Here is a 12,941-nt window from a genome sequence, read left to right as displayed (position 1 = left end):
ACCGCGAGCGAGAGACCGCGAGGGGAGCCGCACCATGCGCGCAGCCGTACTGCACGAGATCGGCCAGGAAAAGCTGGAGGTCCTCGACGACGTCGAGGCGGTGGGCTTCGGCCCCGGCAGGGTCCGGGTCCGGGTGCGCGCCACGGGGCTGTGCCACTCGGACCTGTCCGCGATGAGCGGGGTGCTGCCCCAGCCGGCCCCCTTCGTCCCCGGCCACGAGGGCGCCGGCGAGATCCTCGAAGTCGGCGACGGAGTACGGCACCTGAAGCCCGGGGACCGGGTCGTCCTGTGCTGGCTGCCGGCCTGCGGCGCCTGTCCGGCCTGCAAGCGCGGGCAGACCCAGCTGTGCCTGGCCGGGTTCATGAACGCGGGCACCCCCAACTTCCGGCGCTCCGGCGGCGACCTGTTCGGCTTCGCGGGCACCGGCACCTTCGCCGAGGAGGTCGTGGTCGACGCCGGCTGCGCCGTGCCGATCCCGGACGACGTGCCCTTCGACATCGCCGCCCTCATCGGCTGCGGGGTGACGACCGGTCTCGGCGCCGCCCTCAACACCGCCGACGTGGCGGCCGGTTCGTCGGTCGCCGTCATCGGCTGCGGAGGCGTCGGCATCTCCGCCGTCCAGGGCGCGCGGCTGAAGGGCGCCGCCGAGATCGTCGCCGTCGACCCGGTCGCCTCCCGGCGCGCGTCCGCCCTCGCGTTCGGGGCCACGAAGGCAGTGGCGCCGGAGGAGCTGGCCGACGCGAAACAGCAGGTCACCGGCGGCGAGGGCTTCGACTACGTCTTCGAGGTCGTCGGCAGGTCCGCCACCGCCCGCACCGCCTACGAGAACACCCGGCGCGGCGGCACCCTCGTCGTGGTCGGCGCCGGCGCCATGGACGACTTCCTCCAGCTCAACATGTTCGAGCTGTTCTTCGACGAGAAGCGCATCCTGCCGTCCATGTACGGCGGCGGTGACGTCCTGCGCTCCTACGAGCGCACGATCGCCCTGTGGCGGGCCGGCCGCGTCGACCTGGCGGGCCTGATCACCCACCGGGTGCCGCTCGCGGTGATCAACGAGGCGCTGGACCAGATGCGCACCGGGACCGCCCTGCGCACCTGCATCGAGATCTGAGGAAGCGGCGCATGTCACTGCCACTGGAGGGGCTCTGCGCGATCGTCACCGGCGCCGGGCGCGGGCTCGGCCGGGCCGAGGCCCTGGAACTCGCCCGGCTCGGCGCGGCCGTCGTCGTCAACGACTACGGGCAACCGGGGCGGGACGGCTCCGGCGCGGCGTCGGCGGGGCCCGCGGAGCAGGTCGCCGAGGAGATCCGCGCCGCCGGCGGCACGGCCGTACCGCACACCGGGGACGTCTCCGACTTCGCCCAGGCCCGTGAACTGGTCGAGTCGGCCGTCTCCGCGTTCGGCAAGCTGGACATCCTCGTCAACAACGCCGGCATCCTGCGCGACCGCATGGTCTTCTCCATGACGGAGGACGAGTGGGACGCGGTGATCCGCGTCCACCTCAAGGGGCACTTCAACACCACCCGCTTCGCCGCCGCGCACTGGCGGGAGCGGTCCAAGGCGGCCGGCGCGGCGGTGTACGGGCGGATCGTGAACACCTCCTCGGAGGCGTTCCTGGCCGGGTCCGCGGGCCAGCCCAACTACGCGGCGGCGAAGGGCGGGATCGTCGGCCTGACCACCTCCACCGCCCTCGCCCTCGCCAAGTACGGCGTCACGGCCAACGCCCTCTGCCCGCGCGCCCGGACCCGGATGACCGAGGACGTCTTCGCCGGCCTGCGGAAGCCGGAGGAGGGCCTGGACCCGCTCGCTCCCGAGCATGTCGCCCCGCTCGTCGGCTATCTGGCCTCGCCGGCCGCCGCCCGGGTCAACGGCCAGCTGCTCGTCGTCCACGGCGGCATGGTGGCCGTGATCGAACGGCCCCGGGTGCGGGCCCGGTTCGACAGCGAGCAGGAGACCTTCACGTACGACGAACTCGACGCGCTCCTCACGCCGCACTACGCGGACCGGCCACCGGGGGAGACCTTCGCGGCGGTGGAGGTGCTGGGGCTCAGGCGGGGGTGAGGCAGGACCGGGAGCAAGGCAAAGGGGGCGCCCGCCGAGCGAGCGCCCCCTCTTCTTCACTGCCGTCAGGCAGCTGCCTCCGCCGTCTCCTGGACCGGCTTGCGATGCCGGCCGTGCGGAGCCGACTCGCTCTCCTGGGCCGCGACCGGGCCCCGGTGCCGACCGTGGCCGGCGGTCTCGGAAGAGCCGGCAGACAGCTGCTCAGTCGTGCTGGTGTCGCTCATCGGACGTATTCACCCCGTCAACCTGATCTTTCGTACAGCCGGGCGAGTCTAACCGGCGCGCCACGGGCCGGATCCAGGCGCACACGCCAACCGGCACTAGTTCGTTACAAGACGTCCCAAGGGCGCCTGCTGCAACGGCACGGGCCGGTTCACCGCCGGCACCGGAGGACCCGGTTCCGCCCCCGCCGGAACCACCCGCTCGCAGGCCTCGGCGGCGCCGCCGTCCCGGTCCGGCCCCTGGGCGTCGCCCGCCCCCTCCGTGACCACGTCCCCAGCCCCCGCCGTGGCCACGTCCCCCGCCTCCTCCGTGACCGCGGTCGCGTTCCCGCCCGGCGCCGCCACGTCCGACACGCCGCACGGAGTCGCCTCCGTGGCGTACGGCAGGCGCAGCACCCCGTCGCACGTGAACAGCCCGGTGCCCGCCAGCCAGCCCTCGGGCGCCGGGAGGTGCCGGACCTCACGGTCGGCCGGGCGCCAGACGCCCACCCAGGTGCCGAAGGCACCGTCGATCCGGAGGCCCACCGCGCAGTTCTCCGGCATCAGCACCTGCCCCGGCTGGATCGCGAACGGCGTCACCACGCACTCCGGCACCCGCAGGCGCTCCGGGAACCGCACCGGCAGGGTGCTGCCGAGGACACCCCAGCCCAGTCGCGCCCGCCCCGGGGAGGGCGCGTCCGAGGAGATCAGCAGCAGGCCGCTGTCGGGATCGGCGAGCAGCAGCCGGTCGTCGCTGCCGTCCGCGATCTGGAGCAGCGGCGAGACCTCGCCGGCGCGCTCCAGGTCCACCACGACCGTCTTGGTGCACCCGTCCAGTTCCCGGTCCAGCGCCAGCATCCGCCCGGACCGGTCCAGCCAGACCCCGCCCGAGCAGCGCCCCGGCACCTCGGCGCACCGCTCCGGGCCGAACGCCCCGCCCGCCACCAGCCACACCACGCTGGAGCGCGGTCCGACCGCGAGGGCGTACGCCCGCACGCCCCCCGGAGCCGGCGGCAGCAGGGTGAGCCGGGTGCCGGGCTCGGCGCACTCCACCGCGCCCAGCGGCAGCTCACCGGTGCCTGGCCCGGTCGGGTACAGCAGCGAGAAGGCGCGCCGCCCGGCCACCAGGCGGTGGATCAGCACCCGCCCGTCGCCCATCGGCTGCACCTCGGTCCCGGGCTCCTCAGGCTGGTTGCCGGGCAGGGGCACCGCGTAGGGCTCCGGGCCGTCCAGGGTCCAGCGCTCCGGGAACCAGGAGTCACCGTCCCGCGCGAGCCGGGCGGCGTACGCGCCGTCAGCCGTGATCGCGCACCCCGTCCCCGGCACGCCACCGGCCCCGTCCGTGGAGGGGGGTTCGATCGCACAGACCGTCATCGTTCGGTCACCTCCGGCGACGAAGCTAGTTTTCCTACGCACAGGCAGGGGACCGGCCATCTCCGGCTTCACACATACGGGTGGTGCAGAAGCGATTCAGCTGAGGAAACCGGGGCGTCTGTGCTGAGCGGGGTCAGACCGGACGCATGCGGTACAGCCCCGCCGAACAGCCAGGTAGCCTTGGGCCGTGCCCCGTCTGTCTGAAGTCATCGCCGCGCTGGAGAACCTGTGGCCCGCCGAGCGGGCCGAGTCCTGGGACGCGGTCGGCACGGTCGTGGGCGACCCCGCCCAGGAGGTCACCCGGGTCCTGTTCGCCGTCGACCCCGTCCAGGAGATCGTGGACGAGGCCGTGAAGCTCGGCGCCGACCTGCTGGTCACCCACCACCCGCTCTATCTGCGCGGCACGACCACGGTCGCGGCCACGCACTTCAAGGGCCGGGTCGTGCACACACTGATCAAGAACGACATCGCGCTGCACGTCGCCCACACCAACGCCGACACCGCCGACCCGGGTGTCTCCGACGCCCTCGCCGGAGCCCTCGACCTCCGTGTCGTGGGCCCCCTCGTGCCGGACCCCACCGACCCCGAGGGCCGCCGGGGCCTGGGCCGCGTCTGCGAACTCGACCACCCCCTCACCGTCCGTGAACTGGCCGCCCGCGCCGCCGAGCGGCTGCCCGCCACCGCGCAGGGCATCCGGGTGGCCGGCGACCCCGAGGCCGCCGTCCGCACGGTCGCCGTCAGCGGCGGCTCCGGCGACAGCCTGTTCGACCAGGTCCGCGCGGCCGGCGTCGACGCCTTCCTCACCGCCGACCTGCGCCACCACCCGGCGTCCGAGGCGGTGGCCCACAGCCCCCTCGCGCTGCTCGACGCGGCGCACTGGGCCACCGAGTGGCCCTGGTGCGAGCTGGCCGCGAGCCAGCTCGACGAGATCTCCGACCGTCACGGCTGGGACCTCCGCGTCCACGTCTCCAAGACGGTCACCGACCCCTGGACCGCCCACGCGGCGTCCACCGCCGCCATCTAGCAACGGGAGCCCCCAACTGAACGCCGCGCCCGCCGACCAGATCCGACTCCTCGACGTCCAGGCCCTCGACGTCCGCCTGCAGCAGCTCGCGCACAAGCGGAGGTCCCTGCCCGAGCACGCCGAGATCGAGTCGCTGACGAAGGACCTCACCCAGCTGCGCGACCTGCTCGTGGCCGCGCAGACCGAGGAGAGCGACTGCGCCCGCGAGCAGACCAAGGCCGAGCAGGACGTCGACCAGGTGCGCCAGCGCGCCGCCCGCGACCAGCAGCGCCTGGACTCCGGCGCCGTCACCTCGCCGAAGGACCTGTCCAACCTCCAGCACGAGATCGCCTCCCTGGCCAAGCGGCAGGGCGACCTGGAGGACGTGGTCCTGGAGGTCATGGAGCGCCGTGAGGCCGCGCAGGAGCGGGTGAACGAGCTGACCGAGCGGGTCGCCTCCGTGCAGTCGAAGATCGACGACGCGACCGGTCGCCGGGACGCGGCGTTCGAGGAGATCGACGGCGAGGCCGCCTCGGTGACCAAGGAGCGCGAGGTCGTGGCGGCCTCCGTCCCCGCGGACCTGCTGGGGCTCTACGACAAGCTGCGCGAGCAGCAGGGCGGCATCGGCGCGGCCAAGCTGTACGCCCGCACCTGCCAGGGCTGCCGGCAGGAGCTGGCCATCACCGAGCTGAACGAGATCCGCTCGGCGGCGCCGGACACGGTGGTCCGCTGCGAGAACTGCCGCCGCATCCTGGTGCGCACCGCCGAGTCGGGTCTGTAAGGGGCTTCAGGGGTGCGGGAGTTCATCGTCGAGGCCGACGGCGGGTCGCGGGGCAACCCCGGACCCGCGGGCTACGGGGCGGTCGTTCTGGACGGGGCCACCGGTAAGGCCCTGACGGAGGCAGCGGAGTACATCGGCGTCGCCACGAACAACGTCGCCGAGTACCGCGGCCTCCTGGCCGGCCTGCGCGCCGCCCGCGCCCTCGACCCGTCGGCCCGGGTCCACGTCCGCATGGACTCCAAGCTCGTCATCGAGCAGATGTCGGGCCGCTGGAAGATCAAGCACCCCGACATGAAGCCACTGGCGACGGAGGCGAGGTCCCTCTACCCGCCGGACCAGGTCACCTACGAGTGGATCCCCCGCGAGCAGAACAAACACGCGGACCGCTTGGCGAACGAGGCGATGGACGCGGGGGCGAAGGGCCGGCCGTGGTCACCGTCCCGGTCCCGCGCGGCCCTGGACACACCACCCGCCACCCCTGAGCCCTCGGGCCCACCCGGAGACGCGGCGGCGGGGGCGGCGAGGGCCCGCGCGGCTCTGGCGGAAGGCCGGCCCACCGGTCCGGCGAAGCCGGTGGCCGCCCCGGCCGGGGACGACGTGGAAGCGGGAGCGGCACGCGAGCCGGGGGCCCACGAAGCCGCCGGCCCCGAATCCTCTGCGGCGGCCCGTGAAGCCGCTGCACCAGCCCCCGAATCCTCCGCAGCCGCGCCGGAATCGTCCGCAGCTGCGGGCAGTCGTGGCGCTGGGGCGGGGCCCGTCCGGCAGCGGCCGTCGTCCGCAGTCGCGGGCAGTCGTGCCGCTGGGGCGGCGTCCGTCCCAGCGGAAGCGGCAGCTCCCAGCGAGGGGCGCCCTACGACCTCCAGCGCCGGGCACGCTCTCAGCGAGCAGTCCACGACCACCGCCGGCGAGGGGCGCCCTCCCGGCTCCGGTGGGGGAACCCTGAACAAGCAGCGCGCCTCCAGTGCCCCGGGCTGGAGCGCCGCCCCCGACCTGGGCGCCCCCGCCACCCTCGTCCTCCTCCGGCACGGCGAGACCCCCCTGACTCCCCAGAAACGCTTCTCCGGCAGCGGCGGCACCAACCCCTCCCTCTCCGCCGCAGGCCGACAGCAGGCGCACCGCGTCGCCGAGGCCCTGGCACGGCGCGGCACGATCCAGGCCATCGTCGCCTCCCCCCTCGCCCGCACCCGCGAGACCGCCGAGATCGTCGCCGCCCGTCTGAACCTGGACGTCACGCTCGAAGACGGCCTGCGCGAGACGGACTTCGGCGCCTGGGAGGGCCTGACTTTCGGCGAGGTCCGCGAACGCTACCCGGACGACCTCGACGCCTGGCTCGCCGACCCGGAGGCCCACCCCACCGGCGGCGGCGAGAGCTTCGCCGAGACGGCCACCCGGATCGCCGCCACCCGCGACAAGCTGACCGCGGCCTACGCGGGCCGTACGGTCCTGCTGGTCACCCACGTCACCCCGATCAAGACCTTCGTGCGTCTCGCGCTCGGCGCTCCGCCCAAGTCGCTGTTCCGGATGGAGCTTTCGGCGGCCTCCCTGTCGGCGGTGGCGTACTACGCGGACGGCAACGCGAGCGTACGGCTGTTCAACGACACCTCTCACCTGCGCCCCTGAGCCGCCCGGCACCCGCGCCGCCCGGCACCCGCGCCGCCCGGCACCTACGCCCCTGAGCCGCCCGAGGACCTCAACCCGGCCGCCGTACGCGCCAGTTCCTCGATCCGCCCCCAGTCCCCGGCGGCCACCGCCTCCGCCGGAACCATCCAACTTCCGCCCACGCAGCCGACATTGGGCAGAGCCAGATACTCCGGCGCGGTCTGCGGCCCGATCCCGCCCGTGGGACAGAACCGGGCCTGCGGCAACGGTCCGGCCAGTGACCTCAGATATGCCGTACCGCCCGCCGCCTGCGCCGGGAAGAACTTCATCTCCCGCACCCCGCGCTCCAGCAGCGCGACGACCTCCGAGGTGGTCGACACGCCGGGCAGGAACGGCACCCCGGATCCGCGCATCGCCGCCAGCAGTGCCTCCGTCCACCCGGGACTGACCAGGAACCGCGCCCCGGCCGCCGTACACGCGTCCACCTGCTCCGGCGAGATGACCGTGCCCGCCCCGACCACGGCCTGGGGGACCTCCGCGGCGATGGCCCGGATCGCGGCCGTCGCGGCCGGGGTCCGCAGGGTCACCTCGATCGCGGGCAGCCCGCCCGCGACCAGCGCCCGCGCCAGCGGTACGGCGTCGGCGGCGTCGGTGAGCACCACCACGGGCATGACGGGGGCGAGGTCCAGCACGGAGGCAGGCGGAAAGGAGGGCAGCGGCGAGGTCATGCCCTTCATCGTGCCCAGTTACCGCAACCTCCGCAATGAGCGTTGCGCACCGTGCAACGACTTGGGGTGCCTCAGTGGATCTCGTCCACCAGTACGTCCAGCGCCCACGCCTTGCCCGCCCTCCCGGGCGCCTCCGCCTCCACGACGTATCCCAGCTCCCGCAGTGCCCCCACCAGCTCGGCGGGGTCCTTCGGCGCGGCACCGGCGGTCAGCAGGCTGCGGACGATGCGGCCCTTCGTCGCCTTGTTGAAGTGGCTGACGACCTTCCGGGTCGGCGCGTGCAGCACCCGTACCGTCGCCGTGCGCCCGGCCACCTCGCCCTTCGGCCTCCAGGCCGCCGCGTAGGCCGAGGACCGCAGGTCGAGGACCAGGCCGTCGGCCGCCGCCTCCGGCAGCACCTCGGCCATCGGCGCCCGCCAGTGCCCGGCCAGCGCACCCAGCCCCGGCAGCCTGACGCCCATCGAGCAGCGGTAGGAGGGGATCCGGTCCGTCACCCGCACGGCACCCCACAGCCCGGAGAACACCAGCAGCGAGTCCGCCGCGCGGCGCCGCGCCGCCGCGTCCAGCGTGGCCAGGCCGAGGGCGTCGTACAGGACACCGGTGTAGATCTCCCCGGCGGGGCGGGCGCCGGCCGTGCCCAGCCCGGCGTTCTTCACGACCTCGCCGCGCAGTCCCTCGCTCAGCCCCAGCACCTCGCGGGCCTTCTCCTCGTCGCCGGAACACAGCTCGACCAGCTCCCCGACCACGGCGTCCCGCGCGGCGGTCAGCCCCGGCAGGGACAGCGACTCCAGCTGAAGCGGGGCACCCTCGCCCGAGTTCGCCTTGCCTTCGGACGGCGGCAGCAGGACCAGCAACACGTACTCCTCACGTAGACCTCCGCGCCAGGGTACGGCGTGACTCCGGTGCCGCCTCGGCCTACGCTCGCTCCATGCCCCGCCGCACGATCCGCGTCACCGGCGCCCCCGAAGCCCCCCTCCGGGCCGCGCTCGCCGCGCTCCGTTCCGAACTCGGCATCCCGGAGGCCTTCGCGCCGGAGGTCCAGGCGGCGGCCGAGCAGGCGGCCAAGGACCCCGCCCTGCCGGTGCACGACGCCACGGACATCCCGTTCTTCACCCTGGACCCGCCCACCTCCACGGACCTCGACCAGGCCACCCACCTGTCCCGGCAGGGCACCGGTTACCGCGTCCGGTACGCCATCGCCGACGTCGCCGCCTTCGTCGCACCCGGCGGAGCCCTGGACGCGGAGGCGCACCGGCGGGTGACCACCCTGTACTTCCCGGACGAGAGGGTCCCGCTGCACCCCACCGTGCTCAGCGAGGGCGCGGCCAGCCTGCTGCCCGGCCGGACCCGGCCGGCCGTGCTGTGGACGATCGACCTGGACGCGGAGGGCCGTACCGTCGCCGTCGACGTGCGCCGGGCCCTGGTCCGCAGCCGGGCCAAGCTCGACTACGCCGGCGTGCAGCGGGACATCGACGCGGGGACGGCCGAGGAACCCGTCGCCCTGCTCAAGGAGATCGGCGAGGCGCGGGAGCGGCTGGAGGCCGAGCGCGGCGGGATCTCCCTGCACGTGCCCGAGCAGGAGATCGTCCAGCGGGACCACACCTACGCGCTGCGCTACCGCGCCCCGCTGCCCGCCGACCGCTGGAACGCCCAGCTCTCCCTGCTCACCGGCATGGCCGCCGCCGATCTGATGCTCGCCCACGGCACCGGCATCCTGCGCACCCTCCCCGCCGCGCCGGACGGCGCCGTCGGGCGGCTGCGCCGTACCGCCACCGCCCTGCACATCGACTGGCCGCACCACGTGTCGTACGCGGCCCTGCTGCGCACCCTCGACCCGCACGACCCGCGCCACGCGGCCTTCCTCCAGGAGTGCACCACCCTGCTGCGCGGGGCCGGCTACACCGTCTTCCGGGACGGCGAGCTGCCCGCGCTCACCACGCACGCGGCCGTCGCCGCCGCCTACGCGCACTGCACCGCCCCGCTGCGCCGCCTCGCCGACCGCTACGCCTCCCAGATCTGCCTCGCCGCCGTCGCCGGTCAGGACCCGCCCGACTGGGTGCTCGCCGTGCTGGACGCGCTGCCCCGGCGGATGGCCGACGGCTCCCGGCGCGCGGGCACGGTCGAGCGGGAGTGCGTCGACATCGTGGAGGCTGCCCTGCTCAAGGACCGGGTCGGGGACGTCTTCGACGGCTGTGTGGTGGACGTGGACGAGCACCGGCCGACCGTGGGCACCGTTCAGGTGCTGTCCCCCGCGGTCATCGGGCGCGTCGAGGGCACACAGCTGCCGCTCGGCGAACGGCTGCGGGTCCGGCTCACCCGCGCCGACCCGGGTACGGCGAAGATCCTGTTCACCGTGGCGTGAGCGCCCGGACGAGGGGCGTGACCCGACGGGCTTGCCCGGCGCCTGCCCGACGCAGGCATGGACGCGGGGCCCTGCGGCGTTGTACCGGTAAGAGGACGTACGGCGTGCGCGACGGCATGGAACGAGGGCTTCCGGCGCTGTACCCGGTACGGGGGAGCACCGCGCACACCGGGCGCCGATGACGTGAGTGGCGAGGGGACGGGCCGATGGGGGAACAGGCACGGTGGACACGGGCCCGACTGGGCCGCTGCGGGCCCCCGCTCGACCTGCTCACCGCCAGCTTCCGCCGGCACGTCTACGCCCCGCACGCCCACGACGAGTACACGATCGGCGTCTGCGTCGGCGGCTCCGAGATCATCGACTACCGGGGCGGCCACATCCGCACCGGCCCCGGCACGATCGTCGTCCTCGAACCCGGCGAGATGCACACCGGCGGCCCCGGCAACCCCACCGACGGCTACGCCTACCGCGCCCTGTACGCCGAGCCGTCCCTGCTCGCCGACGGCACCCTCGGCGGCCTGCCGCACTTCCGGGAACCCCTCATCGACGACCCCGCGCTGGCCCGCGCCCTGCGCACCGCCCACACGCGACTCAGCGCCCGCCCCGACCCGCTGGAGGCAGAGTCCGTCCTGCCCTGGGTGCTCACGGCCCTGGCCCGGCGCCACTCCACGGCCCGCCCGCTCTGCGACCGCATCCCAGGCGCCGACGCCATAGCCCGCACGGTCCGCGACCGCCTCGCCGACGAACTCACCGACCCGCCCTCCCTCGCCCTGCTCGCCACCGACCTCGGCCTGTCCCGCTACCAGCTCCTGCGCGCCTTCCGTACGACGATGGGCATACCCCCCTACGCCTGGCTCGCCCAGCACCGGGTCACCAAGGCGCGGGTCCTGCTGGAGACCGGCCTGCGCCCCGCCGAAGTGGCCACCCTCGTCGGCTTCGCCGACCAGGCCCACCTGACCCGCTGGTTCCGCCGGGTGCTCGGGGTGACCCCGGCGGCCTACCGCAACAGCGTTCAAGACATCCCGGGACCGGGACGCCGACACTCGGCCGCATGACTGCACGCGGCTGGTTCCTGTTCTCCCTGATGGGAGTGGTCTGGGGCATCCCCTACCTGATGATCAAGGTGGCGGTGGACGCGGTGTCCCCGCCGGTGGTGGTGTTCACGCGCTGCGCGCTCGGCGCGGCCCTGCTGCTCCCGTTCGCCCTCCGCCAGGGCGGCTTCGGGGACGCGATACGACGTCACTGGCGCCCCATGCTGGCCTTCGCCGTGCTGGAGATCATGGTCCCCTGGTTCACCCTGACCGACGCCGAACGCCACCTGTCCAGCTCGACGGCGGGCCTGCTGATCGCGGGCGTACCGATCGTCGGCGTGGTCCTGGCCCGGCTCCTGGGCGACACGGAACACCTGGGAGTCCGCCGTGTGACGGGCCTGACCCTGGGCCTGGCCGGCGTGGCGGTCCTCACCCTCCCGCACCTCACCGGCGGCGACGCCCGCTCCCTGGCGGAAGTCCTGGTGACGGTGGTGGGCTACGCCACGGCTCCCCTGATCGCCGCCCGCCGCCTCAAAGAGGTCCCGTCACTCCATCTGACGGCCGCCTGCCTCACCCTGGCCGCCCTGGTCTACGCCCCCGCGGCGGCCCTCACCCGCCCGGCCGCCCTGCCCTCTCCCACCGTCCTGGCCGCGCTGGCCGGTCTGGGCGTGATCTGCACCGCGGTGGCGTTCGTGGCGTTCCTGGAACTGATCAAGGAGGCCGGCCCCACCCGGGCCACGGTGATCACCTACGTCAACCCGGCGGTGGCGGTGGCGGCGGGCGCCCTGTTCCTGCACGAGCCGCTGACCCTTCCGGTGCTGGCCGCCTTCGCCCTCATCCTGACCGGCTCGGTCCTGGCGACGGCCGCGGGTCCGCGACGCGGCACGCGCCCGGTACCATGGTCCACACGGCAGACGAGCCGGGCGGACGGCCGCGTGGAGTCCCCTTAGGGGACTTCCCGAGGAACGTCCGGGCTCCACAGGGCAGGGTGGTGGCTAACGGCCACCCGGGGTGACCCGCGGGACAGTGCCACAGAAAGCAGACCGCCCGGGGCTCCGGCCCCTGGTAAGGGTGAAACGGTGGTGTAAGAGACCACCAGTGCCCAGGGTGACCTGGGCAGCTAGGTAAACCCCACCCGGAGCAAGGTCAAGAGGGGACACCTCGGTGTCCCTGCGCGGACGATCGAGGGCGGCCCGCCCGAGTCCGCGGGTAGACCGCACGAGGCCGGCGGCAACGCCGGTCCTAGATGGATGGCCGTCGCCCCGGCGCCCGCGAGGACACCGGGGAACAGAACCCGGCGTACAGCCCGACTCGTCTGCCTCTCAGCTCGCTGACCTGCGAATCCGGGGACAATCAGAAGCCGCTGAGACCTCAGCCGCTGCCAAGCCGGTGGCCCTGGCCAGCGCGTCCCCCGCGATCACCGGCGGCGACCGGGGCGCGCGCCTGTCTCGCCGAGACGCTCACCGAGATGGGCGCCCGGGTGATCCCGTGGGAGCTGCGCATCCCGTGGGCCACCCACAGGGGGTCCCCGGAACGTTCCGGGGACCCCCTGTGCCGCTGTGCGGGTCCGGCTAGAAGTCCTCGTCCAGGTCGACGGTGCCCTCCACCGCGACCTGGTAGGCCGAGGGCCGGCGTTCGAAGAAGTTGGTCAGTTCCTGGACGCCTTGGAGTTCCATGAAGGAGAAGGGGTTCTCCGAGCCGTGGACGGGGGCGAAGCCGAGGCGGGTGAGGCGCTGGTCGGCGACGCATTCGAGGTACTGGCGCATGGAGTCGGTGTTCATGCCGGGCAGGCCGTCGCCGCA

At 74.1% G+C, this 12,941-nt stretch carries 10 protein-coding genes, 1 other RNA gene and 2 pseudogenes; 9 read left to right on the top strand and 4 right to left on the bottom strand.

What is annotated here, in order from left to right:
* Positions 1–34 precede the first annotated feature (34 nt).
* Complete coding sequence (locus AB0L21_RS06815) at positions 35–1,111, top strand: Zn-dependent alcohol dehydrogenase (protein WP_365782624.1); 1,077 nt, start codon at positions 35–37, stop codon at positions 1,109–1,111.
* Positions 1,112–1,122: 11 nt separating this feature from the next.
* Positions 1,123–2,061 (top strand): 3-oxoacyl-ACP reductase, encoded by a 939-nt coding sequence (locus AB0L21_RS06810; RefSeq protein ID WP_365782622.1) that lies wholly within the window; start codon positions 1,123–1,125, stop codon positions 2,059–2,061.
* A gap of 320 nt (positions 2,062–2,381) precedes the next feature.
* On the opposite strand, the gene AB0L21_RS06805 is transcribed toward AB0L21_RS06810, so the two are convergent.
* Complete coding sequence (locus tag AB0L21_RS06805; protein ID WP_365782620.1) at positions 2,382–3,635, bottom strand: hypothetical protein; 1,254 nt, start codon at positions 3,633–3,635, stop codon at positions 2,382–2,384.
* Positions 3,636–3,822: 187 nt separating this feature from the next.
* Here AB0L21_RS06805 and AB0L21_RS06800 point away from each other — a divergent pair, with 187 nt between their 5' ends.
* The 3 genes from AB0L21_RS06800 to AB0L21_RS06790 are packed head-to-tail and all read left to right on the top strand — an operon-like array spanning position 3,823 to position 7,039.
* The gene (locus tag AB0L21_RS06800) at positions 3,823–4,659 is read left to right on the top strand and encodes a Nif3-like dinuclear metal center hexameric protein (RefSeq protein ID WP_365699284.1); all 837 of its coding nucleotides are present in this window, start codon (positions 3,823–3,825) and stop codon (positions 4,657–4,659) included.
* 16 nt (positions 4,660–4,675) lie between these two features.
* Complete coding sequence (locus AB0L21_RS06795; protein ID WP_365782833.1) at positions 4,676–5,419, top strand: C4-type zinc ribbon domain-containing protein; 744 nt, start codon at positions 4,676–4,678, stop codon at positions 5,417–5,419.
* A 12-nt stretch (positions 5,420–5,431) separates the two neighbouring features.
* Positions 5,432–7,039: a bifunctional RNase H/acid phosphatase gene (locus AB0L21_RS06790; RefSeq protein WP_365782618.1), complete on the top strand. Its 1,608-nt coding sequence runs from the start codon at positions 5,432–5,434 to the stop codon at positions 7,037–7,039.
* Between the two features lie 44 nt (positions 7,040–7,083).
* On the opposite strand, the gene eda is transcribed toward AB0L21_RS06790, so the two are convergent.
* Entirely contained in the window at positions 7,084–7,746 is a 663-nt protein-coding gene (eda, locus tag AB0L21_RS06785; RefSeq protein ID WP_365699282.1) for a bifunctional 4-hydroxy-2-oxoglutarate aldolase/2-dehydro-3-deoxy-phosphogluconate aldolase, read from the bottom strand.
* A 71-nt stretch (positions 7,747–7,817) separates the two neighbouring features.
* Entirely contained in the window at positions 7,818–8,600 is a 783-nt protein-coding gene (gene yaaA / locus AB0L21_RS06780) for a peroxide stress protein YaaA (protein WP_365699520.1), read from the bottom strand.
* A gap of 74 nt (positions 8,601–8,674) precedes the next feature.
* On the opposite strand from yaaA, the gene AB0L21_RS06775 reads away from it, so the two are divergent.
* The 4 genes and pseudogenes from AB0L21_RS06775 to rnpB all read left to right on the top strand — a co-directional run bounded on the left by AB0L21_RS06775 (position 8,675) and on the right by rnpB (position 12,457).
* Complete coding sequence (locus AB0L21_RS06775) at positions 8,675–10,108, top strand: RNB domain-containing ribonuclease (RefSeq protein ID WP_365782616.1); 1,434 nt, start codon at positions 8,675–8,677, stop codon at positions 10,106–10,108.
* 206 nt (positions 10,109–10,314) lie between these two features.
* Complete coding sequence (locus AB0L21_RS06770) at positions 10,315–11,163, top strand: AraC family transcriptional regulator (RefSeq protein ID WP_365782614.1); 849 nt, start codon at positions 10,315–10,317, stop codon at positions 11,161–11,163.
* Positions 11,160–11,939, top strand: a pseudogene (locus tag AB0L21_RS06765) (EamA family transporter); the annotation flags it as partial. The gene AB0L21_RS06770 and the pseudogene AB0L21_RS06765, both read left to right, overlap by 4 nt.
* 115 nt (positions 11,940–12,054) lie before the next feature.
* Positions 12,055–12,457: RNase P RNA component class A (gene rnpB / locus AB0L21_RS06760), an RNA gene on the top strand.
* Positions 12,458–12,710: 253 nt separating this feature from the next.
* On the opposite strand, the pseudogene AB0L21_RS06755 reads toward rnpB, so the two are convergent.
* Positions 12,711–12,941, bottom strand: a pseudogene (locus AB0L21_RS06755) (ribonucleoside-diphosphate reductase); the annotation flags it as partial.

Source organism: Streptomyces sp. NPDC052721, from assembly GCF_040678315.1.
In the GTDB taxonomy this organism is placed as follows: Bacteria; Actinomycetota; Actinomycetes; order Streptomycetales; family Streptomycetaceae; genus Streptomyces.
Note: the sequence above shows the minus strand (reverse complement) of the source record. Positions and strands in the feature narration are given on the sequence as shown.

What these genes read in the sequence shown, in the direction of transcription:
- eda (WP_365699282.1), bottom strand. Translation starts at nt 7,746, where the DNA reads ATGACCTCGCCGCTGCCCTCCTTTCCGCCTGCCTCCGTGCTGGACCTC.
- AB0L21_RS06810 (WP_365782622.1), top strand. Translation starts at nt 1,123, where the DNA reads ATGTCACTGCCACTGGAGGGGCTCTGCGCGATCGTCACCGGCGCCGGG.
- AB0L21_RS06815 (WP_365782624.1), top strand. Translation starts at nt 35, where the DNA reads ATGCGCGCAGCCGTACTGCACGAGATCGGCCAGGAAAAGCTGGAGGTC.
- AB0L21_RS06770 (WP_365782614.1), top strand. Translation starts at nt 10,315, where the DNA reads ATGGGGGAACAGGCACGGTGGACACGGGCCCGACTGGGCCGCTGCGGG.
- AB0L21_RS06775 (WP_365782616.1), top strand. Translation starts at nt 8,675, where the DNA reads ATGCCCCGCCGCACGATCCGCGTCACCGGCGCCCCCGAAGCCCCCCTC.
- AB0L21_RS06805 (WP_365782620.1), bottom strand. Translation starts at nt 3,635, where the DNA reads ATGACGGTCTGTGCGATCGAACCCCCCTCCACGGACGGGGCCGGTGGC.